The organism is Roseibium limicola, from assembly GCF_017313085.1.
In the GTDB taxonomy this organism is placed as follows: domain Bacteria; phylum Pseudomonadota; class Alphaproteobacteria; order Rhizobiales; family Stappiaceae; genus Roseibium; species Roseibium limicola.
This window is the reverse complement of the sequence record NZ_JAFLNF010000002.1, coordinates 42,085-64,388: the sequence shown is the minus strand read 5'-3', so window position 1 is coordinate 64,388 and position 22,304 is coordinate 42,085. Positions and strand designations below refer to the sequence as shown.

General features: G+C 59.3%; 19 protein-coding genes. 6 read left to right on the top strand and 13 right to left on the bottom strand.

The genetic code is table 11. The features are described 5' to 3' along the window. Positions 1 to 24: 24 nt before the first annotated feature. On the bottom strand, positions 25 to 993 hold the full coding sequence (locus J0X15_RS03870; protein WP_206938380.1) for a helix-turn-helix domain-containing protein: 969 nt from the start codon (positions 991 to 993) through the stop codon (positions 25 to 27). Positions 994 to 1,145: 152 nt separating this feature from the next. On the opposite strand from J0X15_RS03870, the gene J0X15_RS03865 reads away from it, so the two are divergent. The 6 genes from J0X15_RS03865 to J0X15_RS03840 all read left to right on the top strand — a co-directional run bounded on the left by J0X15_RS03865 (position 1,146) and on the right by J0X15_RS03840 (position 9,372). Next, a complete protein-coding gene (locus J0X15_RS03865) occupies positions 1,146 to 2,396 on the top strand; it encodes an ABC transporter substrate-binding protein (protein ID WP_206938378.1) in 1,251 nt (416 codons plus the stop codon). A gap of 177 nt (positions 2,397 to 2,573) precedes the next feature. Continuing rightward, entirely contained in the window at positions 2,574 to 3,392 is an 819-nt protein-coding gene (locus J0X15_RS03860; RefSeq protein WP_206939233.1) for an ABC transporter permease subunit, read from the top strand. Next, positions 3,392 to 4,243 carry a carbohydrate ABC transporter permease gene (locus tag J0X15_RS03855; RefSeq protein WP_206938376.1) on the top strand — a complete coding sequence of 284 codons (852 nt, stop codon included), beginning with the start codon at positions 3,392 to 3,394 and terminating at the stop codon, positions 4,241 to 4,243. Before J0X15_RS03860 ends, J0X15_RS03855 begins: the two co-directional genes overlap by 1 nt. Continuing rightward, on the top strand, positions 4,240 to 6,354 hold the full coding sequence (locus J0X15_RS03850) for an alpha-galactosidase (RefSeq protein WP_206938374.1): 2,115 nt from the start codon (positions 4,240 to 4,242) through the stop codon (positions 6,352 to 6,354). Before J0X15_RS03855 ends, J0X15_RS03850 begins: the two co-directional genes overlap by 4 nt. Next, a complete protein-coding gene (locus J0X15_RS03845; protein WP_206938372.1) occupies positions 6,347 to 7,441 on the top strand; it encodes an ABC transporter ATP-binding protein in 1,095 nt (364 codons plus the stop codon). Before J0X15_RS03850 ends, J0X15_RS03845 begins: the two co-directional genes overlap by 8 nt. Continuing rightward, on the top strand, positions 7,441 to 9,372 hold the full coding sequence (locus J0X15_RS03840; RefSeq protein ID WP_206938370.1) for a beta-galactosidase: 1,932 nt from the start codon (positions 7,441 to 7,443) through the stop codon (positions 9,370 to 9,372). The genes J0X15_RS03845 and J0X15_RS03840 overlap by 1 nt, the downstream gene beginning before the upstream one ends. Positions 9,373 to 9,394: 22 nt before the next feature. On the opposite strand, the gene J0X15_RS03835 is transcribed toward J0X15_RS03840, so the two are convergent. From J0X15_RS03835 to J0X15_RS03780, 12 genes are all read right to left on the bottom strand, one after another. Beyond that, positions 9,395 to 10,372: an ABC transporter ATP-binding protein gene (locus J0X15_RS03835; RefSeq protein ID WP_206938368.1), complete on the bottom strand. Its 978-nt coding sequence runs from the start codon at positions 10,370 to 10,372 to the stop codon at positions 9,395 to 9,397. Between the two features lie 8 nt (positions 10,373 to 10,380). Then, a complete protein-coding gene (locus J0X15_RS03830; RefSeq protein WP_206938366.1) occupies positions 10,381 to 11,370 on the bottom strand; it encodes an ABC transporter ATP-binding protein in 990 nt (329 codons plus the stop codon). Further along, on the bottom strand, positions 11,363 to 12,916 hold the full coding sequence (locus J0X15_RS03825) for a gamma-glutamyltransferase family protein (RefSeq protein ID WP_206938365.1): 1,554 nt from the start codon (positions 12,914 to 12,916) through the stop codon (positions 11,363 to 11,365). The genes J0X15_RS03830 and J0X15_RS03825 overlap by 8 nt, the downstream gene beginning before the upstream one ends. After that, positions 12,916 to 13,809 carry a polysaccharide deacetylase family protein gene (locus J0X15_RS03820; RefSeq protein WP_206938364.1) on the bottom strand — a complete coding sequence of 298 codons (894 nt, stop codon included), beginning with the start codon at positions 13,807 to 13,809 and terminating at the stop codon, positions 12,916 to 12,918. Before J0X15_RS03820 ends, J0X15_RS03825 begins: the two co-directional genes overlap by 1 nt. Continuing rightward, positions 13,806 to 14,594 (bottom strand): SDR family NAD(P)-dependent oxidoreductase, encoded by a 789-nt coding sequence (locus J0X15_RS03815; RefSeq protein ID WP_206938362.1) that lies wholly within the window; start codon positions 14,592 to 14,594, stop codon positions 13,806 to 13,808. The genes J0X15_RS03820 and J0X15_RS03815 overlap by 4 nt, the downstream gene beginning before the upstream one ends. 6 nt (positions 14,595 to 14,600) lie before the next feature. Further along, positions 14,601 to 15,467 carry an ABC transporter permease gene (locus J0X15_RS03810; protein ID WP_206938360.1) on the bottom strand — a complete coding sequence of 289 codons (867 nt, stop codon included), beginning with the start codon at positions 15,465 to 15,467 and terminating at the stop codon, positions 14,601 to 14,603. Further along, positions 15,464 to 16,393, bottom strand: coding sequence for an ABC transporter permease (locus tag J0X15_RS03805; protein ID WP_206938358.1), 930 nt, complete (start codon positions 16,391 to 16,393; stop codon positions 15,464 to 15,466). Before J0X15_RS03805 ends, J0X15_RS03810 begins: the two co-directional genes overlap by 4 nt. Before the next feature lie 11 nt (positions 16,394 to 16,404). Beyond that, a complete protein-coding gene (locus tag J0X15_RS03800; RefSeq protein ID WP_206938356.1) occupies positions 16,405 to 17,907 on the bottom strand; it encodes an ABC transporter substrate-binding protein in 1,503 nt (500 codons plus the stop codon). A gap of 91 nt (positions 17,908 to 17,998) precedes the next feature. Beyond that, positions 17,999 to 19,513, bottom strand: a complete 1,515-nt coding sequence (locus tag J0X15_RS03795; RefSeq protein WP_206938354.1) for an ABC transporter substrate-binding protein — start codon at positions 19,511 to 19,513, stop codon at positions 17,999 to 18,001. Further along, complete coding sequence (locus J0X15_RS03790) at positions 19,510 to 20,325, bottom strand: GntR family transcriptional regulator (protein WP_206938352.1); 816 nt, start codon at positions 20,323 to 20,325, stop codon at positions 19,510 to 19,512. Before J0X15_RS03790 ends, J0X15_RS03795 begins: the two co-directional genes overlap by 4 nt. A gap of 131 nt (positions 20,326 to 20,456) precedes the next feature. Further along, complete coding sequence (locus J0X15_RS03785; RefSeq protein WP_206938351.1) at positions 20,457 to 21,611, bottom strand: amidohydrolase; 1,155 nt, start codon at positions 21,609 to 21,611, stop codon at positions 20,457 to 20,459. Positions 21,612 to 21,941: 330 nt separating this feature from the next. Beyond that, on the bottom strand, positions 21,942 to 22,292 hold the full coding sequence (locus J0X15_RS03780; protein WP_206938350.1) for a cupin domain-containing protein: 351 nt from the start codon (positions 22,290 to 22,292) through the stop codon (positions 21,942 to 21,944). Positions 22,293 to 22,304: the final 12 nt, after the last annotated feature.

The window sequence follows — 22,304 nt, the reverse complement described above, 5'->3', positions numbered from 1 at the left end:
AGCGCGACCTAAAGGTCTCTATATTCAGCCTGCCCCCGAAGCTCCCTGGGCGCTGATGCTCCAGTTGGACGCCGCCGTCGCCAGCCCTTTTTCGCGCATGCGCTTGCGAAACACCGTCGGCTTGTCGTGAAAGCGTCGGGAAAAGGCCTCGTAAAAGCGTGAAACCGACCCGAAGCCGGATTCAAAGGCCACGTCGACCACTGGCAGGTCGGTGGAGATCAACAGTGACTGGGCCGTGTCCAACCGGTTGCGGGCTATCGCCTGATTGATGGTGTGTCCCACCGCCTTCTTGAACAGGGTCATGGCGTAATTTGGATGCAACCCCCGATCCGAGGCCACATCTTTTACTCCGATACCCTCCAGCGCATTTTCGGTGATGAACCGCAGCATTCCCTCAACATGACGGGCCCGTTCCGTTTCCATGGCGTGAAAGCCGGCAATCGCCGAGCCTTCCTCACGCAGGTCCCGCCAACCATCACGGGCAATGCGCAACAGGCGGGCCGTCAGCTCGTTCCGTACAATTTCGGCCAGGCCTTCGTCGCCGGACAGCAGCTCTTCGCGCCATCTCAGGAAGATCTCCCTATCATAGGAGCGCACTTCCAGCGCTTCCACCATGGCACCGCGAAAGATCGCGTCGCGCAGGCCATCCATGTTCGCTAACCGCAGGAACACGGCCATGGGCACATAGAAGCAGACGAAGCGGGTCGGCGCCTCCGTGTCGGTCACCTGATGCGGGATCATGCCCCAGAACAGGCACAGCCGTCCGGCATCAATTGTCAGCTCGCGGCCATCGAACCAATAGCTCATGCGGCCTTCAAGCAGGAAGTTTAACTCGATCTGGCTGTGCATGTGCGGTCCCGGCATGGCGTGGACATCAAGCGCTTCACCGGCACAAAACCGGTGATCGTCAAAAATCACCATGGGGTGACGCGGGTTCAATTCGGGATGCACCGGGACGGACTCGTCTTTGAGTTCCCTACGCGTAAATTGCATAATCTTAGGATCCCGGAACTGTTCCTTGGAATATGGGTAGATCCTATCTTCCTTTTCCCGAAAATCAATCTACGCCTTTGAGGACACCCGTAGAGGAGACGGCCCTCGCAAGGCTCAAAAGAATGACTTCACATGGTCATAGGGAGGAAATTATGACCTTCATCAAACAGCTTGCCGGGCTCCACAAGCTTGCAGGACTGGCCTTTTCGGCTGCCCTAATGTCGACGTCTGCCTTCGGGGGCGAGATCATTCTCAACTCCGATCAAACCGATCCGGCGCCGAAACAGGCGATGGAAGAATTGATCGCCGGCTTCGAGGAAGTGCACCCCGACATATCGGTGAAATGGAACAACTTCGATCACGAGGGCTACAAGTCCGCCATTCGCAATTTCCTGACTGCCGAGACGCCGGATGTTGCCGCCTGGTATGCCGGCAATCGCATGGCGCCTTTCGTCAACGCAGGGCTGTTTGAAGATGTCAGCGACGTCTGGGAAGACAACGGACTGAACGACCAGCTGAAGTCGGCTGCAGCCTCCATGACCATCGACGGCAAGAAGTGGGGTGTTCCCTACACCTACTATCAGTGGGGCATTTATTATCGGAAAGACATTTTCGCCGAGCAGGGCATCACGCCCCCCAAAACCTGGGACGAGCTTCTGGCCGCTTGCGCCAAGCTGCAGGAAGCCGGCGTTACACCCTTCACCATCGGCAGCAAGGCGCTCTGGCCGACGGCAGGCTGGTTTGACTACCTGGATCTGCGGGTCAATGGCTACGAGTTCCACATGGACCTCACTTCCGGCAAGATCCCTTACACAGACGAGCGTGTGAAAGCCGTCTTCGACAAATGGGCCGAACTCGTTGAGCCCGGGTACTTCGTTGCCAATCACGCCGCCATCGACTGGCAGGATGCCATTCCGCATCTGGTTCAGGGAAAGGCCGCCATGTATCTGATGGGTAACTTTGCCGTCGCCACCATGAAGGATGGCGGCCTGACCGACGAGCAGATCGGCTTCCTGCAGTTCCCCGAGATCACACCTGGTCTGCCGATGGCTGAGGAAGCGCCAACCGACACGTTCCACATTCCATCGGGCGCGAAGAACAAGGAAGATGCCAAGAAGTTCCTGGCCTACCTCGCCTCTCCGGAGGCACAGACCCGCATGAACAAGACGCTTGGCCAACTTCCGGTCAACAGCCAGTCGGAAACCCCGGAAGACCCGTATCTGGATGCCGGTTTCCACATGCTGTCAAACGCCTATGCGCTGGCCCAGTTCTATGACCGGGACGCTCCGGCAGCTATGGCCAAGGCAGGCATGGAAGGCTTTCAGGAATTCATGGTCAAGCCGGATAAGGCCGATGCCATCCTGAAGCGTCTCGAGAAGGTGCGCGCGCGCGTCTACAAATAAGAGGTGTTTCCTCCCGAGCAGGGACCTGGCCTTCGGGTCGGGTCCCCGTTCATCTTTGTCGTTGCCGCGTTCATCAGGATGGAACCCGTGATCCCTGCCCCTGCCCCGTCGCTTGCGCTTTGGAAAAAGCACAAAGGCACTCTCACACCCTGGCTGTTTCTGCTCCCGGGGTTGTTGATGTTCGCGATCTATGTGCTCATCCCGATTGTTCAATCCATCTGGATCAGCTTTCACGAATGGGATGGCCTTGGCGACAAGGCGTGGATCGGGCTCGGCAATTACATCGAACTCCTGGACGACGACACGTTCTACACATCCCTGAAAAACAACTTCCTCTGGTTGGTTCTGTATCTTCTGGCGATCCCTGGCGGTCTGGCCGTGGCACTTTTCCTGAACCAGAATGTGATGGGCATCCGGCTCTACAAGTCGCTGTTCTTCTTTCCCTTCGTAATTTCTCAGGTTGTCGTCGGCCTGATGTTCACCTGGTTCTACGCACCGGACTTCGGGCTGTTTTCAGCCCTGATCGAAAAGCTGACCGGGCAACAGATCGCCATCCTGGCCGACGAACGCTTTGTCACCTACGGCATTATCGTCGCCGGTCTCTGGCCGCAAACCGCCTATTGCATGATCCTGTATCTGACCGGGCTCAACAACATCAACCCAGAGCAGGTAGAAGCCGCTCGCATGGACGGTGCCAAGGGGTTGAAGCTGTTGTGGCATGTGATCCTGCCTCAGCTCGCCCCAGCCAGCTTCATCGCGCTGGTGGTCACGGTCATCGGCTCGCTGCGGTCCTTCGACCTGGTGTCGATCATGACGGCTGGCGGTCCTTACGGGTCAAGCCAGATCCTCTCCTACTTCATGTATGAGCAGGCCCTGTCCGAGTATGGCTACCGCATGGGCTATGGCGCGGCGATTGCCGTGGTGCTGTTCCTGATCATGATGGTGTTCATCACCCTGTTCATCGTGCGCATGCTGTCCCAGGAAAGGAACAGCTGATGTTCCCCACACCCATTCAGAAATCCGCACGCTGGGCGCAGATCGGCTACAAGTTGCTGCTGCCCATGGCACTGGTGCTGTGGTTGCTGCCGCTCATCGGCGTTGCCGTTACCTCGGTGCGCCCCGCCGGTGATCTTGCTGCCGGAAATTACTTCGGGATTCCATCGAGCTTCGCCGGCGTGGAGAACTATACCGCCGTCTTTCAGAACTCGCCCATCGGCTGGTACATCCTGAACTCCTTCAAGGTGACCATTCCAACGGTAATCGGTGCCGTGGCATTGTCTTGCCTTACTGGATTTGCCTTGGCGGTCTACAATTTCCGCGCCAATCTTCTGCTGTTCTTCATGTTCATCGCCGGGAATTTCATTCCCTTCCAGATCCTCATGGTGCCGGTGCGCGACATGACCCTGAAGGCAGGCATGTACGACACAACCTTCGGACTGGTGCTGTTCCATGTGGCCTTTCAAACAGGCTTCTGCACCCTCTTCATGCGCAACTTCATCAAGGGCCTGCCCTTTGCGCTGATTGAGGCAGCCCGTGTCGAAGGCGTTTCGGAGTGGAAGATCTTCACCCGCATCGTGTTGCCTTTGATGCGCCCGGCAATCGCCGCCCTGTCCGTGCTGGTCTTCACTTTCATCTGGAACGACTATTTCTGGGCCACCGTTCTGGTTCAGGGCCAGCACGCCATGCCGGTAACCGCCGGGCTTTACGCCCTCAACGGCCAATGGGTCGCCGCCTGGCATCTTGTTTCGGCCGGATCGATCATTGCCGCACTGCCGCCGGTTCTGATGTTCTTCCTCATGCAACGGCATTTCATTGCCGGGCTAACCCTTGGAGCAACCAAAGGATGAGCCGTATCGTCTCGCTTTCTTCCCCTGACGGGCTGACGGTTACACTTCGCCTGCCCGCGGCGGACGGGTCGATTGCCATGCCCGAAGTCATCTCCTTCGGCCCGTCCGAAGCGTCTGATGCGCCGATTATTGAGCGTGCCAGCCGTATCAACGGCATGGATGAAGCTGTTGCCTCCGCGGTTCTATTGCCGACAGGCGGCATGGGTTTTTTCGGCTGGCCGGCGATTTGCGGCCACCGCTCCGGCAGGGATTTCGTCCTCGGCTTTTGCAACTGGACTGCAGAGGAAAGCGAAGGTCGCCTTGCCCTCGCCGCGACAGATACAGTCGCCCGGATGTCCCTGCGCCTGACTCTGTCTGCACACAAGGGCGGCGTTGTTTCCTCGCAAGTTTGCCTGACCAATGACGGAGATGCGCCCTATCAGCTCGATCGCTGCATGGCCGGGTCCTTTCCAACCTTGGCGGAAGACGCAACCGTCGAGAGCTTCACGGGGATGTGGGGGCGGGAATTTCAGACCCGCCGCGAGAAATTGGGAACCGGCATCTGGTTGCAGGAAAACCGCCGCGGGCGCACATCGCATGACCGCTTTCCGATGCTCTTCGTTGAAAGCGCGAACCAACGATTTGGCGTGGCCCTCGGCTTCAGCGGCAACCACCAGATCGTTATCGACCGCTGCGACGACGGCAGACGCCTCGTGCATATGGGGGAGTTGTTCGAGCCGGGGGAAATGTTGCTTGATCCCGGTGAAAGCTATCTCAGCCCGCTCGCCTATGCCGGGGCCGATAGTGCCGCCTTCCATAGCTTCGTGCGGCAGGAGCTGATCACCTGGCCAGGCGATGTCATGACGCCACGCCCCGTGACGCTTAACACCTGGGAAGGCAACTATTTCGATCACAAGGTGGCATCGCTGAAAGATCAGGCCAGCAAGGCAGCCGAACTGGGCATTGAGCGTTTTGTCCTGGACGACGGCTGGTTTGCCCGTCGCGATGACGACACCACCAGTCTGGGTGACTGGGACATCGACACCACCAAATACCCCGACGGACTTGCCCCGTTGGTTGATCATGTAACGTCGCTCGGGATGGAGTTCGGCCTCTGGTTCGAGCCTGAAATGGTCAATCCGACTTCCCGGCTTTTCGAGACACACCCGGAGTGGGTGCTGCAGGTGGAAGGGCGCCCGCTTCGTCTGTCGCGTCATCAACTTGTTCTGGACCTGACGCGCTCCGAGGTTGCCGACTATCTGTTTGCCAAGATCGACTCGTTGCTGTCATCCCATGATATCTCCTGCATCAAATGGGATATGAACCGCGATCTGACCCATGTCGGCGGACGAGACGGCAAGGCAGCAACGGCCCGACAAATGCGCGCCCTTTACGGGTTGATGGATCGCATCCGCAGAGCGCATCCGAAGGTGGAAATCGAGAGTTGCGCCTCTGGCGGCGGCCGGGTGGATTATGGCGTGCTCAAATATACCCATCGGGTCTGGACCTCCGACTGCACGGATGCTCTGGAGCGGTTGGAAATCCAGCACGGCGCCTCGAAGTTCTTTCCTCCTGAACTGCTGGGCGCCCATGTATCGGCCAGCCCCAACCACCAGACCGGCCGACAGCTCAGCCTGTCGTTCCGGTCCCTGGTCGCCATGGCCTATCATTTCGGCGTCGAGCTGAACCCGCTGAACATGACGCTGCCTGAGCAGGACGAACTGGCCCAGTTCATCGCCTTGCACAAGCGCTTGCGGAAGCTGTTGCATGCGCCTGGGACACAGTTCCGCCTGGACCCTGTCGATGGGCGGTATGTCTGGGGAGCGGCCTCTGCTGAGCGGATTGCGGTCATCGTTGCACAAGGCTCGCAGATGGTCGGAGAACAGCCCGCACCTTTGCGCTTGCCGACCCATATCACCCAATTCGGCGGGCGGTGGCGGATCGCCGACCGTACGCCGCAGCAGCCCGATTTCATCCGCATCTCCGAAGGCCAATCCGATCTGCTGGCCGGCAAGATCGACTTCAGTCTCGTCAGCCTGACCTCTGCCGGTCTGCCGCTGCCCATGCTGCGGCCGGAAAGCGCGCTCTTGATTGAACTAGAACCCACCACGGGAGACCCCGATCATGGCTGATGTGACCCTTCGTGGCATCCGCAAGCAATATGGCAATGTCACTGTGGTCAAGGACCTCGACCTTGAGGTGAAAGACGGCGAATTCTGCGTCTTTGTCGGCCCTTCAGGCTGTGGCAAGTCCACCCTTTTGCGGATGATCGCCGGGTTGGAAGAGATCACCGCCGGCGCGCTTTCCATTGGCGGGCAGGACATGACACGGGTTGGCCCGTCGGAGCGCGGTGTCGCGATGGTGTTCCAGTCCTACGCGCTTTACCCGCATATGAGCGTGGCTGAAAACATCGGCTTCGGCCTGAAGATGACCGGCCACCCGAAGGCGGAAGTCGCAGCCCGCACCGACAAGGCGGCCAAGATGCTGCAACTTGAGCCCTTGCTGAAACGCAAACCGGGTCAGCTCTCCGGCGGTCAGCGCCAGCGCGTTGCCATTGGCCGCGCCATCGTGCGCGATCCGGAGGTCTTTCTGTTTGATGAGCCCCTGTCCAACCTCGACGCGGCCTTGCGGGTCCAGATGCGCGCGGAACTGTCGGGTCTCCACCAGGAGCTAAAGGCAACGATGATCTATGTCACCCACGATCAGGTGGAAGCCATGACCATGGCCGACAAGATCGTTGTTCTTTCGTCAGGACACATCGAGCAGGTCGGTTCGCCGCTCGAACTTTATCATCGTCCGGCCAATCTCTTCGTGGCAGGTTTCATCGGCTCACCGAAGATGAATTTTCTCAAGGTCGATGTTCGCGTCGAGGGAGAGGCTGCTCTGGTGACGCTGCCCGGCGGGTCGCGGCTATCCTTGCCGACGGAAGGCAAACCCATTTCAGACGGCGAGATGACACTCGGCATTCGACCGGAGCATACAGACCTGATCACTGGCGGTGACGCCCAGGTTCAGGCCAGCGTCAAACTGGCCGAGCACCTCGGGTCGGAGACCATTTTCTTCGTCACACTCGCCGACGGCAGCGAAATCACGGTCAAGGCGGACGGGCTGGCGACGCAGAAGGCTGGAGACGTTCTCGCCTTGGGTCTGAGTGCAAAAGCCTGCCACCTCTTCGACACCGACGGACGAGCCGTCATCAACGGGGATTTGACGAGATAATGCTGGGCGTCTGCTACTATCCCGAACATTGGCCCGAAGAGCGCTGGGCAAAGGATGCGCGGCGAATGCGCAAGATGGGGATTTCCCATGTGCGTATCGGCGAATTTGCCTGGTCGCGACTGGAACTTGAGCGCGATTGTTTTGATTTCGCGTGGCTCGACCGTGCCATGGACACGCTTGCCAACGCAGGCCTTAAGATCGTGCTCGGCACCCCGACAGCCACGCCGCCCAAGTGGCTGGTGGACGCGCATCCGGACATTCTCCCCTACGATGAACATGGCCAGGTTCGCGGCTTCGGATCGCGTCGGCACTCGACGTTTTCCTCCCGCACCTGGTGGCGTGAGAGTGCCCGAATTGTCGAGAAGGTCAGTCAGCGCTATGGCCATCATCCCGGTCTGGTCGGTTGGCAAACCGACAATGAGTATGGCTGCCATGACACCACTATGTCGTGGGGCGAGGAAGATCGAAAGGCGTTTGCCGAGTGGCTGCGGCGACGCTACCAGGGCATTGACCAGCTGAATGCTGCCTGGGGCAATGTGTTCTGGTCAATGGAACTGCGAAGCTTTGAAGACGTGGCGCTGCCCTGCCGCACCGTGACCGAGCCCAACCCAGCTGCACGGCATGATTTCTGGCGATTTCACTCCGATCAGATTGCCGACTTCGACCGGATGCAATGTGACATCCTGCGCAAGAACTCGCCCGGCCGCTGGATCACACACAATTTCATGGGGTTCATTTCCGACTTTGACCACTTCAAGGTCGGGGACAACCTCGACCTGGCCTCGTGGGACAGCTATCCGATCGGCTTCGTCGAGAAATTCCCCTTCAGTGAGGTGGAACGCAACCGCTGGGCGGAAACCTCCCACCCGGACATTGCCGCCTATCACCACGACCTCTATCGCAGTGTCGGGCGGGGACGCTTCTGGGTGATGGAACAGCAGCCCGGACCCGTCAACTGGGCAAAGTGGAATCCGGTTCCCAAACCTGGCATGGTGCGGCTGTGGACCTGGGAGGCGCTCGCTCACGGCGCAGAAGTGGTCAGCTATTTCCGCTGGCGGCAAGCGGATTTCGCCCAGGAGCAACACCACGCCGGATTGAATTTGCCAGGTTCCGATGAGCTGTCTGTGGGCGGACGGGAGGCAGCCGAAACCGCGCGCGAGCTGGCAGACGTCGGCACTCTGCCGGACAGCCGAAAGACGCCGGTTGCGCTGGTCTTCGATTATCCGACCCACTGGGCCACCAGCATCCAGCCACAAGGCGCTGATTTCCGTTACGAGGAACTTTCTTTTCGCTGGTATGAGGCCATCCGTCGCCTTGGTCTGGATGTCGATTTCGTCCGGCCCGGAGGTAACCTGAGGGGCTACAAACTGGTGCTCGTTCCGTGCATGATGCAGGTGGACGAGGCCTCTCTCCGGGCCCTGCAAGATGCCGACGGGCTTGTCATGCTAGGGCCGCGTTCCGGGTCGAGAGACCGCCATTTCCGCATCCCTTCAGGACTGCCACCCGGCCCTCTTTCTGCACTCACCGGCACACGGGTCACTCAGGTAGCATCGCTCCGCCCCGGCCTGCAGGACAAGGTTACAGGAGCTCTATCAGGCGCCGCTATACGCTGGCGCGAGTATGTCGAAGCTGCGACGGAAATGCTGGCCCACTTTGACAACGGCGACCCGGCCCTGACCCGCAAGGAGAACGTTTTTTCCCTGCACTGCTGGCCGGATGAAACGCTCCTTGCCGACATGATGCATATGCTCGTGCAAGAAGCCAAGCTTGAGACTGTGTCCCTGCCCGCCCACGTGCGCCTGCGGCGGCGCGGTGATCTGATCTTTGCGTTCAACTACGGCCCTGACAGCTGGAGCGTGCCTGAAGGCATTCGCCTGATCCTCGGGTCGTCAGAGGTTGCAGCACAGGATCTGGCGATCTGGCGGGCGTAATCCGATCCGGCGGCCGCCTGTTTCAACGCAAGAAACAGGCGACTTCGCGATTGTTTTCATCCTGGACCAACTGAGGCTTTGCCTCGGCGCAGCGTTCTTCCCGGATTGGGCAACGGGTGACAAACGGACAGCCCTTTGGCGGGTTGAGCGGGCTCGGAAGATCCCCTTCCAGCAGCACCCGTTTCTTCGACCGCTCGGCCACCGGATCCGGCAAGGGGATCGCCGACAAGAGAGCTTCCGTATAGGGATGACGCGGATTGCTGAACAGAACCTCCGCTGGCCCCTGTTCGATAATGTGGCCGAGATACATCACGATGACCCGGTCGGCGATATGGCGCACGACGGAGAGGTCATGAGAGATGAAGAGGTAGGCCAACCCCAGTTCGCGCTGCAGCTTCATCAGCAGATTGAGGATCTGCGACTGGATCGAGACGTCGAGCGCAGACACCGGCTCATCGCAGATGATAACATCCGGCTCCAATGCCAGAGCCCGCGCGATCACCACACGCTGCCTCTGCCCGCCGGAGAGCTCATTGGGAAAGCGGTCTTTCTGGCTCGGGTTCAGGCCAACAAGATCCAGCAGTTCGACAATACGCTCCAGTTGTTTGGCACGTGGAACGCCATTGATTGCTAGCGGTTCCGCAATCGAATTGCCGATGGTGAGCTTCGGGTTGAGCGCTGCAACCGGATCTTGAAACACCACCTGCAGATTTCGCCACATGCGGCTGCGTTCGTCCGGCGACAGGCGGGCTATATCCTGCCCACGAAACGTCACCTGCCCCTCAGTGACGGGCGCCAATCCGAGAATGGCATTGCCCGTGGTGGATTTTCCGCAGCCGCTTTCGCCGACAATCGCCAGGGTTTCACCCGCATGGACCATGAAGGAAACTCCGTCTACTGCTTTGACCAATTGCTGTTCAGAGAACAAGCCCTTGGAGCCGGAAGGGAAATGCACCTTGAGATTTTTCACCTGAAGAAGGGGGGCGTCGGTCGCGTCCATATCGCCTCTCATTGCAGAGTTTCCGTCAGCTCGGAGTGCCAGCAGGCAACGAGCCCATCATCAAAAGTCTTTCGCGGCTGCAAAGGAGGCGTCTTCACGCATTGCTTATCTGCAAGCGGACAGCGGGTGCGAAACCGGCAGCCCTCGGGGAAGTCGGCGATGTCCGGCACCATGCCCTTGATGGAATAAAGATCTTGCTTCGGCGCATCGGTCAGCTTGGGGATCGTTGTCAGAAGCAGCTTGGTGTACGGGTGCTTCGGTGCCTTGAACAGCTGATGCACTTCTGCCTGTTCGACAACCCGCCCACCATACATCACGCAGACTCGATCAGCGATGGAGGCAACCACCCCCATGTCATGGGTGATGATCAGGATGGAGGTGCCTGTCTTGTCGCGCAGACGCCGCATCAGATCGAGGATCTGCGCCTGCACCGTGACGTCCAGGGCTGTCGTTGGTTCATCGGCAATCAGCAGATCCGGCTCGGCAATCAGCGCCGAGGCGATCATCACCCGCTGGCACATGCCGCCGGAGAGTTCCCACGCGAATTGCTTCGCGCGCTTTTCAGGCTCCGGAATACCGACATCTGCGAGCATCTGAACTGCCCTTTCCATCGCCTGGGCTTTTGTCGCGCGGCCATGAACGACCAGGCTCTCAGCCACCTGTTCGCCAACCGAAAGCAGGGGATTGAGCGAGGCCACCGGTTCCTGAAAGATCATCGACAGCCGGGTGCCGCGCAGACGACCCATCTCGACTTCATCCTGGGGATTGATCGTCTGGCCATTCAATTTGATTTCGCCACCGCTCTGGCCGACCCGGCCCGAGAGCAGCCCCATCGCCGACAAGGCGGTCAAGCTTTTGCCGGATCCACTCTCGCCGACCAGGGCGACGATCTCGCCCTTGCGGATGTCGATATCGACACCGTCAACAACGGAGTGTGGTCCAACTGCGACCTTGAGATTGGAGATGCTCAGAGTCGTGTTGCTAAACCCGTCAATCATACCCCCCTCCTTCGGCCGCACCGGTCCAGGGGTTGATCGGATGCACCATGCCAAAACGCTTGCCGCTGGCGTGATCATTCAACACGGCAGACGGAATGGCAAAACACACCGGGTGCAATGTGTTGCTGGTCAGCCGAACCGGATAGTGCTCGGCGACCGCGGCGGCTACATTTGCTGCTGCAGCCCGATCAATAATCACCGTCGGTCCGCTGCCGTCGAGACGCGGCGCGTGGAAGGCCTCCTCCAGCGACATCTGACCGTCGATCACATAAGAAATCAGTTGGGTGAGCGCCGGGAAGATCTGCCGTCCGCCGGCTGCGCCAATGGCAAGCCAGGGCTTGCCACCGCTCGACACAATGGCAGGCGCCATATTGGCCAGAGGCCGGGCAGCAGGCGCAATCGCATTCGGCACGCCGTCGCGTGGGTCGAACCACATCATGCCGTTGTTCATCAGCATACCACTTTGCGGCAGAAGGACCTTGGAGCCGAAGCGTGACAGGAGCGTGTTGGTCAGGGAGACCATGTTGCCAGCCTTGTCGACCACAGAGACGTGGCTCGTGCAATCTTCCTGCTGGCTGGCATGGCCCATGGTTTTCAGGCGTTCTTCGTAGGTTCCGCGAATAGCCTGGGCGTAGGCCGCAGCGGCAGCAGCGCTGTCAACCAACTTGCCTTCCAGCGAGGTTTCAAGCGTGTTGAGTGTGTTCAACAGGCTTGGACCACCGCAAAGCCCCGGCACCACATGAACCTCGCGGCCGCGGTAACCTGCACTTTGGGCAGCCGCCCATGTCGGCTGATAGCCCGCCAGATCATGCGCATCGATCACTGACCCACCGGCATTAAGGTCTGCGACGATGCCTTTGGCGATTTCGCCTTCATAGAAGTCGCGCGGGCCAGCTTCCGCCAAGCGCCGCAGCATCTTTGCCTTGGTTTTCATCGGCAGGAAGGTTTCAGGCTGCCCCTGCCCGACTTTGCGCGGTTTGCCGTTGTCAAGGAACAACTCCGCCGTGGCCGGATAAAGCGACAGGCCTGCCAGATCGATTGCCAAGCAGAGGCTGGTGAACCAATCGACGATCATGCCGCGTTCGGCGAACGCGATGGCAGGCTCGAGTGCTTCGGCCCAGCTGATCGTGCCGTATTTTTCCAAAGCAGCTGCAAAACCCGCCACTGCGCCAGGAATACAGATCGACGAATAGCCGATGATGTTGCGATCGTCCTCAACCGCTGGCCAGTCGAACCAGTCGCCGTCCTGACCGCCACTCAAAGGATATTGGCTGCGGTTCATATTGCGGCTGGCGCGAACGTTGAAGTCCAGCGTGTCGACCTTGCTGCCATCAGCCTCGGCCCATAGCATGAGACCGCCACCGCCAACACCGCTCAACCATGGCTCGACGACAGAAAGGACGAGGGCCGTCACCACGGCCGCGTCCATGGCGTTGCCGCCCTTCTTCAGCACATCTGCGCCGGCTTGTGCGGCTTCGAAATGCTGGGCTGCCACGACGCCTTCAGAAGATTCAAGCTGACGCTTGTGAATGTTCCAGGTTTGCATCAGGCGCCTTTCCAAGCCGGATGGTTGAAGAGGGTCTCGGGAACCTCCGGCATCACGTTGTTCAGTCCCGACGCCGTCGCTTCATGGTGGGCGGCAACCTCGCCGACAGTGGCGACCCAGGTATCACGCGAAGTCATGACGCTTCCCAGAAGCTTCTCGAGCATGGCCGTGCGGGCGCCGCGACCGGAAATCCAGTCGTGGACCGTCAGCATGAAGAGAGTTCCGTAACGCTGGCTGGCGGCCAGTTCTTCCTGCCATGCAGAAAGGACTGCATCTGTGCCGACAGGCGGCCAACTGTCCATGCCGGGCCCACCGAGGAACTTGAAGAAGATGGCGTCATCCGTCGACCAGTTCACAGGAACCTCGGTGACGCCATTGACAGAGTAAGGCGTATCGAAGCCCATCAGCGAACTGTCGTAGAAGCCGAGGCGTTTGATTTCGGCCACCATATGCGGCGTCATTTCCCAAGCCGGGGAGCGGAAGCCGGCAGGTTTCTTGCCCGTTTGCTTTTCGAAAAGCTCGATGGATGCGCCAAGCACCTGCGAGAACTCGTCGTCAGAAACCTGCTGCACCAGCTCATGAAAATAGCCATGCAGCCCGACTTCATGTCCGGCATCAACCAGCTCCGGCAGCATCCACGGGTGCGCCTCGGCAACTGCGCCCGGCACAAAGAAGCTGCCCTTTACGTCGAAACTCTCGAGCATGCGCACCAGACGCGGCAGGCCGACACGTGGGCCATAGTGGCGCTGCTCCAGATGCGACAACAACTCCGGGGTGTTCTCGCGGTTGTTCCACATCCAGGGCGAATGGGCGTCCACGTCAACGCTGAAGCAGAATGCGGATTTTTTGCCCTCTGGCCATGGATAGGCTTCTGCGACTTTCAAACTGCTCATAGCGGTGCCTTCTTGTCCTGGAATACATCGAGTGTGCCAGCAGAGTTGCCACCATCGACCGACAGGGTCGTGCCGGTGACGAAGGAGGCCTCCTGAGACGAAAGGTAGAGGGTCGCAGGGCCAATATCGTCCATGCTGGTGGCACGGCCGAGCGGAATACCCTTGATAGCGCGGGTGACGTGTTCTTCCGACAGGGAGCTGACGGTGCTGCCGGCGGCGAAGCCCGGCTCCAGCGCGTTGACGCGAATGCCGAATTCGGCCAACTCGATGGCGAAGCCCTTGGTCAGACGGTCGAGTGCGGTCTTGGAAACGCAGTAGGGCACGACCGTGCGGCGCATCTTGCGCGCCGCGCCGGAGGACACGTTGACGAAGCTGCCGGTCTTTTTGGCTTCGATCATCTGCAGGGCAAAGCCGCGTGACAGATGGAAAGGCGCGCGCAGATTGACGTCCATGATCTGATCCCAGGCATCGACGTCAATGTCGAGCAGGAAGCCACTGGGATAGATGCCGGCATTGTTGATCAGAATGTCCGGCGCCCCCCAGGCTTCACCGACTGCGGCAATCAGCCCGTCCATGTCCTCTGCCGAGGTGAGATCACAGACGTGGGCAAAGCTGCCCTCCACACCAAATTCTTCCACCAGGGTCTTGAGGGCAGCTTCGTCGCGGTCCGTTACGCAGATCTTTGCGCCAACGTCGGCGAATGCCTTGGCAATGCCCCGACCGAAGAGACCGAGCGCTCCGGTGACAACAACACCTTTTCCTTGAAACTGTGTACCGAATTCCATGTTGAACTACCGTGACTTGGGATTGAGATATTCGCTGAGGCGGTCACCGATGAGGTTGACCGACAGCACGAGAAGGAAGAGGCAAATGCCGGGGAAAGTGGCGATCCACCAGGCGTTGGACACATAATTTCGTCCAACGCTGAGCATCGCGCCCCAGCTGGCCATAGGCGGCTGAACGCCGAGGCCGAGGAACGACAGACCCGCCTCGAAAAGCACCATCAGACCGAACTCCAGCGTGGCCACCACAGAAAGCGCGGCAATGATGTTCGGCAGGATGTGCAGACCGAGGATGCGGATCCAGCTCGCACCCATGGCTTTAGACAGGCGCACGTAAGGCATGTTGGCAACGGCCAGAGTCTGGCCGTAGGCAACACGGGCGTAACGTGGCCAGCGGGTCAGGGCGAGCACCAGAATGACGTTGATGAAGCCCGGCCCCAGAACGGCGACCGTGATGATGGCCAGCAGGATGGCCGGGATCGACAGGAAGATATCGACCACCCGCATGATGATCGTTTCCACCCAGCCGCGCTTGTATCCGGCGGCCATGCCGAGCACCGTTCCGAGGCAGCCAGACAGAACCACCGAGAGAAACGCGACGGAGAGAGAAACACGGGCTCCGTAGATCAGACGCGAGAGAAGATCGCGCCCGAGTTCATCGGATCCGAGAATAAACATAGTGCCTCTGGCCACCGTTCCCGGAGGCTTCAGGCGTCCCATCAGGTTCTGCGTGTTGGGCCCCACCGGCGCCAACAGCGGCGCGAGGATGGCGACCAGCACCAGGACCGCGACAATCGCCACGAACACGCCAACCGGAATGCCTTTGGCACTTTTCGGGAAAAACGCTTCCCTGAGGGTCTTGAGCAGTTTCATCATCCACTGACCCCATCAAGGCGGATACGCGGATCCACGAAGCTGTAGAGGATATCGGCGAGGAAATTCATCATGATGGTCACCAGCGCGCCCAGTAGGACGACACCCTGCACCACGACAAAGTCGCGCGAGACAACCGACTGCACCGTCAGGAGGCCAAGTCCCGGCCAGGCGAAGACCGTCTCGACAATCACCGCTCCGGCCAGCAGCTGGGAGATTTCCAGCGCCGTGATGGAAATGACCGGGATGGCTGAGTTGCGCAGCAGATGCCGCGTGACCAGCCTACCGGTCTTCACGCCACGCGCCTTGGCGGAGCGGATGTAGTCCTTGGACAGTTCATCAAGAACAGAACTGCGAGTGATGCGGGCGTAGGTCGCCATGGACAGCAGCCCCAGGGCAATCGACGGCATGATCAGATGGGCAAAGGAGCCGGAGCCGGACGGTGGCAACCAGCCAAGGCCGACACCGAACAACAGGATCATGAGAATACCGCTCCAGAAGGTAGGCATACTCTGGGCCGCGAGCACCACACCCATCAGAATGTTTGTCCAGCGCTGCTTGCGGGCCAGCGCCAGCAGAAGCCCGACCGGCAGGCCGATGGCGATGGCGACCAGAAGCGCACCGCCGGCAAGCTGCAGCGTGTAGGGCAAACGCGATGCAATGATTGTTGTAACCGGCACGTTCTGGATGAAGGATTTGCCGAAATCAAAGCGCAGGGTGTCCCAGAGAAAATCCACATATTGGACCACCAGGGCCCGATCGAGGCCAAGCGCATGTCGCATGGCCTCGATATCCGCCTGCGTCGCCGTTTCGGGCACCAGCAAGTAGGTTGGATCTCCGGTCAGACGCTGGATGAAGAACACCAGCGTCATAACCCCGAAGAGTGCTACCAGAGACTGCCCCAGACGGCGCAGAAGGAAGATCGTCATTATCAGACGCCTCAGTCTTTCCAGCTCATCCGGTTAAGGAAGAGGCTTTCATTGGCCGTCGGCTGCCATTCAAGACCGTTGCTGGCACCGTAAAGTGCTGCGGCCTGATAGAGCGGCATGATGTAGGTGTTGTCGGCAACGATCTTCTGCACCTTGGCGTAGGCTGCCAGGCGGGCTTCCTTGTCCAGGGTGGTCCGACCGGTTTCCAGCAGCGCATCCAGCTCCGGGTCGTTGACGCGAGACCAGTTGGAGCTGGAATGCAGCAGCGGGTACTGAACCCCATCAACATCCTGACAGGCGCAGGACCAACGACCGAAGCTGAGCTGCGGACGGGCCATCTGATCCGGGTTCTGGGCGGCCTTGAGGTAGGTCGCCATGTCAGTCATGGAGATCTCGACGTTAAATCCGGCCTCATTCAACATCTGCTGGATGGCCTGCACGATCCGCTGGTCATAGACCGGGGATGTGGCGAACTTCATGGGAACCTTTGCCGCATCCCCCTTGGCTGCAACAATTTCACGGGCCTTTTCCAGATCGAACGGGATTGGCTCGGCACTGTCGACAAAGCCAAAGTGAGCTGAAGTCGCCATCTGGCTGGCAACGGTTTCACCGCCGCGCAGGATGCCCTCAACAATACCTTCCCGATCGATTGCCATCGCGGCAGCTCGGCGGATTTCCGGATCATCCAAAGGTGCCACAAGCGTGTTCATGCCCATGAAACCAACGCGTTCCGTCGGAGCTGAAAGCACTTGAGCCTCGGTTGAGCCTTCCAGCTGCATCGCCAGATCGCTGTCGAGTGAGACGACCAGATCCGCCGTGCCTGCACGCAGGTTGGCGACGCGGGTCGAGGCATCGGGAACAGACTTAAACGTGACCGTCTTGAATGCACCCTGCTCGCCCCAATAGGCATCGTTTCGGGTCAGCTTGACCTGAACACCACGATCCCAACCGGCAAACTTGTATGGGCCTGAGCCGACAGGTGCTTCATTGAAGCCTTCCTTGCCAAGCTCCGACGCGACATGCTCGGGCACGATGGAAAGTTTTACCAACTGTGCCAGAAGCGCCGGATATGGCGACTTGGTGGTCAGGACAACTGTGTCCTCATCGATCTTCTTGGCGTCAATGATGGAGTTGAACTGGCCGAGCTGTGGGCTGGAGAACTCCGGATCGGTGATGCGCTTGACCGAATAGACCACATCGTCGGCAGTCAGGGCTTCGCCATCGTGAAAGGTGATACCTTCGCGAATGTCGAGCTCCAACTCGGTGTCGGACAGCTGCTTCCAGCTTTCGGCGACCTGCGGCACGATCTCGCCGGCATCATCACGGGTGACGAGGTTGTCGAAGATGTTGCGATAAACGTAATAGCTGTCGGGATTCCACTGCATGTGCGGATCGAGGGTCGCTGGTTCATTGACCAGATTGACGACCAGATCGTCCTTTGCCAGGGCCGCGTTGGCCGGCAGAAAGACGACGGTGGCAAGTGCCGCCGCCTTGATGAACGTCGAGAAAGTCACCTGCATTCTCCATTGTCAGGATAAAGAGGCGCGCAGCGCCTGAGAGTGAGCATGAGAAGTGCGGCCGGCGAGCGAGCGCCGGCCGGGAGCGTTATTCCGACCAAGCCATGCGGTTGAGGAACATGCTTTCGTTGGATGTCGGCTGCCACTCCAGCTGCTCGGAGGCGCCGTAAATGATCGCAGCCTGGTAGAGCGGCAGGATTGCGACCTTTTCCAGAGCCAGCATGTTGATCTCCGCATAGAGGTCAGCACGCTTTTCCAGATCCAACTCGCTACGGGCGGCATCCAGCTTTTCATCCATCACCGGATCGGAAAACCGCGACCAGTTTGACGAGGAATGCAACAGCGGATACATGATGCCATCCGGGTCCTGACACGCGCAGGACCAACGGGAGAACGTCAGCATCGGCGCCTGATCGTTGGTGGTCTGCTGATCCTTCAACCAGGTTGCCATGTCGACGATCTCGATAGAGGCATTCAGGCCCACATCCGTGAGCATCTGCTGGATTGCCTGAACCACGCGCTGATCGAAGACCGGCGAGGTTGCCAGCTCCAGCTCCGCTTTTGCGGAATCACCAAGACCTGCGACGATTTCCTTGGCCTTTTCCGGATCGTAGGTGAAGCCGGTCAGGCCTTCCTTCCAGCCGAAATGCGCTGGCGACAGCATCTGGTCAACGACTTTCGGATAGCCGCCTAGCAGACCTTCGACAATGCCTTCCCGGTCGATGGCATAGCCGATAGCCCGGCGCAGCTCGATGTTGTCGAGCGGTGCCTTCGTGCTGTTCATAGCGAAATAGGCAACACGCTCGGTGTTGACGTTCTTCACCACACCCCGACCGCTGGCTTCCAGCTGATCGGCCAGATCGGCATTCAACGTCACCACCAGATCTGCGGTGCCAGCCTGCAGGTTGGCCATGCGGGTCGAGGCATCGGGAACGCCCTTGAACGAGACAGTCTCGAACGGGCCTTTTTTACCCCAGTAGGCATCGTTCATTTCGACGACGACTTCGACACCACGATCCCATTTGACGAACTTGTAGGGTCCGGAGCCGACAGGTGCCGCATTGAACTCCTCGCTCGACATAGTCGAGGCGACGTGCTGCGGCACGATGGAGAGCTTTACCAGCTGCGCCAGCAGCGCCGGGTACGGGCCGTCGGTCGTTAGCTTGACCTTGGTGTCGTCAAGCGCCTCGGCCTTGATGATCTTGTTGAACTGCCCCAGCTGCGGACTGGCGAAGTCCGGGTTGGTGATGCGCTCGATGGTGTAGACGACGTCGTCAGCCGTCAGCTTCTCGCCATCGTGGAAGACAACATCATCCCGCAGGTCGAAGACGACTTCCGTATCGCTGATCTGCTCCCAGGAGGTGGCGATCTGCGGTTCGATTTCCCCCGCGTTGTCGCGGGTCAACATGTTGTCGAAGATATTTCGGTACACGTAGTAACTGTCCGGATTCCACTGCTGGTGCGGATCCAGTGTAGCTGGCTCATTGACCAGATTGACCGTCAGTAGATCCTTTGCGAACCCGGTAGCAGGTGCGGCAAAGGCCAGACCGACCGACAGCATCAGCGGCGCCAGGCGGCGCGCTGTTTTCTTGAAGGTATTCATGACTGTGTCCCCGTACTGGATGACCGTCCACGCGAGGAGATGCGGATCGGTCGGTCTGCAGGCTCGTCTTTTTCTTGTTTTTTAGACGTTGCCTGCTTGTCGAAGTCTCCCCCTTCCAACACCAGTTCGCTGCTGTGATTCAGCAGTCCTTCACTGGCGAAGCTTTGAAATCTGTCGAGATGCTCAAGCAGCGCGGCCCGGACGTCGTCGGCCCGTCCTTCCGCAAGAGCAGCAATCAGCGTCTCCCCATCGAGAGCGCTCATCGGCTTGGCGCCGCTCAGCTCCAGAAACCGGACGATCCTGTCCGACTGGTCCCACAGACTGGACAGAAAATTCCCGATGATCGGATTGATGTCATAGGCAATCAGATTGAGCAGATCACGCTCATATCCACGACGGGTCGGCAGCAGACCAACTTCACAACGGTCGCCGGTGACAGAGATCATGCCGGCCAGCTTGACGCCCTCAGCCAAAGCTTCAGGGCTCAATGTGGCATCCGCCAGAGCTATCTCCGTCAGACGACGTGCCGAAATCACCTGGCCGATCAGAGCTCCGCTCATCGGCAGCGTCCGCCATCCCAAACGCGGGATCGGTTGCATCAATCCAAAGGCCGACAGTTTCGCCAGAGCAGCACGTGTGGCCGCGCGTCCCAGGCCGAACCTTTCCGCAAGCTCCACTTCCGTCGCCGTTGCTCCGGGCGCCAGCTCACACCACAGAATGGCTTGAGTCAGACGTTCTTCTGCAAACTCGGTCTTCTGACGCGGTTCGAGAGCGGAGGGTTTTGACGTGAAAGGGGAATTACGGTCGTACATGAAAATTTCCTAATTACAGTATGAAGATGTTCAACGACTCCTATGAACATGTCAACTCGACCATCTGGACATGCCTAAAGAAAAAGCCGGGCGAGGCCCGGCTTGATGCATTCTTCGGCGATTTAGTGGGGTCAGGCCGCAGTGCGTGCCTGCGCAATAGTCACCCAGGTGGCGATTCCCCGCTCAAGAATCCCGTCGGGAAAGTCGTAAGATGGGTTGTGCAGCGGTGCGACGTCGCCGGAACCGAGAAACAAATAGGCCCCCGGCTTGCGATTGAGCATGTAAGAGAAATCCTCTGTTCCCATCTTCGGATCGCAGCTGGTCTCCAGCACCTCACTGCCGAAAGCCACGCTCACTGCCCGCAGAGCGGCTGCGACCTGCACTTCCGGGTTGACAGTCACCGGATAGCCGGACTGAACCTCGAGCGAGATCTCGCAGGCCTTGGCGATAGCCAGCCCCTTTGCCACTCGCTGCATCCGTTCGATAACATCGGCCATCGCCTCGTCCGACAGGGTTCTGATGGTTCCACCGACTTGAACCGACTGGGGAATAACGTTGTAGTTCGTGCCGGCATGGATCTGGGTGGGGGAAATCACCACGGCAGCAATCGGATCTGTTTCGCGCGCTACAATCGCGTTGCAAGCGTTGATGAAGTCCATCGCCACGGCAATGCTGTCGATGCCCGTATGCGGCCAGCCTGCGTGAGCGCCCTTGCCGTCAATGCGCAGATCCCAGGCACGGGCTGCTGCCATCACCGGCCCGGCGACCCCAGCGATCTTGCCCGCTTCGATCCCCGGCATGTTGTGAATTCCGTAGACCTCATCGACTGGAAATTTCTCGAACAATCCCTGCTCGATCATCTTCTCGCCGCCACCACCAAACTCCTCTGCCGGCTGAAAGATCACCACCACCCGGCCGGGAAAATCACGCGATGCACTCAGCGCTTTTGCAGCGCCCAGAAGCATCGCCATGTGACCGTCATGACCGCAGGCATGCATCACCCCGGGGGTCTTGGACGTGTAGGCAACATTGGTCTGTTCTTCGATCGGCAAAGCGTCCAGCTCGCAGCGCAGGCCGATCGATTTGCCGGGCGTTCCATTGCCCTCAATGACGGCAACTACGCCAGTGCCGCCCAGCCCCTGATTGGGCTCCAGGCCAAATGTGCGAAGTTTATCGGCGACAAACTCCGCAGTTCTGGTTTCCACGAATTGAAGTTCCGGCTGGGCGTGAAGATGATGGCGCCAGGCGCGTGCTTCCCCGACGATTTCATTCAGATCTTCAAACATGGCAGTACCTCATGGGAGTTTGCAAGTTGAGACCCAAACGCACTCCTGTTGGCAGGTGGCGCGGGTCTTTCTGGCTGGGCTTCGCTGACAAAAAGACGACCTTCAGAGACCGTCGATGTCGAGCCTGAGCGAAACCAAATGGACTGAACCGGGATCGATTCTGCCTCCATCGGTACTGCAAGGCGCGCTGGTCGGGAAAGCTTTTTTTCCTGTCGAGAAACGCCAGACACAACGTGACCCTTGCGCTCCATCCCCCTGAAAAATCATCTCTAAGGAAGAATAGGACTTTGAAAAATATATTGAATTTTTACCAACACAAGGCTTACCGCTTCATGTGTCCGTTGGCCTGACTTCTTCCATGACAAGAAGAATGCTTGCCGGCGCATTGGTGCGATTTTCCAGTTTGCGCGGCTCCCCCGGCGCAATGACGCAGGAATCCAGAGGGCCAAGAGTGGCCGTCTCCTGACCGGTGCCGATTGTCACTTCTCCGGCCACGACCACGTAGATTTTTTCCTGGTCGGAAGCTTTCAGGGATGTGTGCCCACCGGGCAGAATGTGAGACAGCCCGACCCACATTGCGGAGGTCGCGCTGGCTTCTTTTCCCTGTAGTCGAAGGCAAGCCATGCCGTAATGTTCCGGTGCTTCATACGCCTTGGCGTCGTTGATCGGGGTTACCTGCACGGCTTGCTTCCT

Bases quoted from the DNA above. Each gene is read 5' to 3' on its own strand.
- J0X15_RS03785 (WP_206938351.1), bottom strand. From the start codon at position 21,611: ATGTTTGAAGATCTGAATGAAATCGTCGGGGAAGCACGCGCCTGGCGC.
- J0X15_RS03840 (WP_206938370.1), top strand. From the start codon at position 7,441: ATGCTGGGCGTCTGCTACTATCCCGAACATTGGCCCGAAGAGCGCTGG.
- J0X15_RS03825 (WP_206938365.1), bottom strand. From the start codon at position 12,916: ATGCAAACCTGGAACATTCACAAGCGTCAGCTTGAATCTTCTGAAGGC.
- J0X15_RS03815 (WP_206938362.1), bottom strand. From the start codon at position 14,594: ATGGAATTCGGTACACAGTTTCAAGGAAAAGGTGTTGTTGTCACCGGA.
- J0X15_RS03830 (WP_206938366.1), bottom strand. From the start codon at position 11,370: ATGATTGACGGGTTTAGCAACACGACTCTGAGCATCTCCAATCTCAAG.
- J0X15_RS03790 (WP_206938352.1), bottom strand. From the start codon at position 20,325: ATGTACGACCGTAATTCCCCTTTCACGTCAAAACCCTCCGCTCTCGAA.
- J0X15_RS03865 (WP_206938378.1), top strand. From the start codon at position 1,146: ATGACCTTCATCAAACAGCTTGCCGGGCTCCACAAGCTTGCAGGACTG.
- J0X15_RS03855 (WP_206938376.1), top strand. From the start codon at position 3,392: ATGTTCCCCACACCCATTCAGAAATCCGCACGCTGGGCGCAGATCGGC.
- J0X15_RS03835 (WP_206938368.1), bottom strand. From the start codon at position 10,372: ATGGACGCGACCGACGCCCCCCTTCTTCAGGTGAAAAATCTCAAGGTG.
- J0X15_RS03850 (WP_206938374.1), top strand. From the start codon at position 4,240: ATGAGCCGTATCGTCTCGCTTTCTTCCCCTGACGGGCTGACGGTTACA.
- J0X15_RS03810 (WP_206938360.1), bottom strand. From the start codon at position 15,467: ATGATGAAACTGCTCAAGACCCTCAGGGAAGCGTTTTTCCCGAAAAGT.
- J0X15_RS03805 (WP_206938358.1), bottom strand. From the start codon at position 16,393: ATGACGATCTTCCTTCTGCGCCGTCTGGGGCAGTCTCTGGTAGCACTC.
- J0X15_RS03820 (WP_206938364.1), bottom strand. From the start codon at position 13,809: ATGAGCAGTTTGAAAGTCGCAGAAGCCTATCCATGGCCAGAGGGCAAA.
- J0X15_RS03870 (WP_206938380.1), bottom strand. From the start codon at position 993: ATGCAATTTACGCGTAGGGAACTCAAAGACGAGTCCGTCCCGGTGCAT.
- J0X15_RS03845 (WP_206938372.1), top strand. From the start codon at position 6,347: ATGGCTGATGTGACCCTTCGTGGCATCCGCAAGCAATATGGCAATGTC.
- J0X15_RS03860 (WP_206939233.1), top strand. From the start codon at position 2,574: ATGTTCGCGATCTATGTGCTCATCCCGATTGTTCAATCCATCTGGATC.
- J0X15_RS03795 (WP_206938354.1), bottom strand. From the start codon at position 19,513: ATGAATACCTTCAAGAAAACAGCGCGCCGCCTGGCGCCGCTGATGCTG.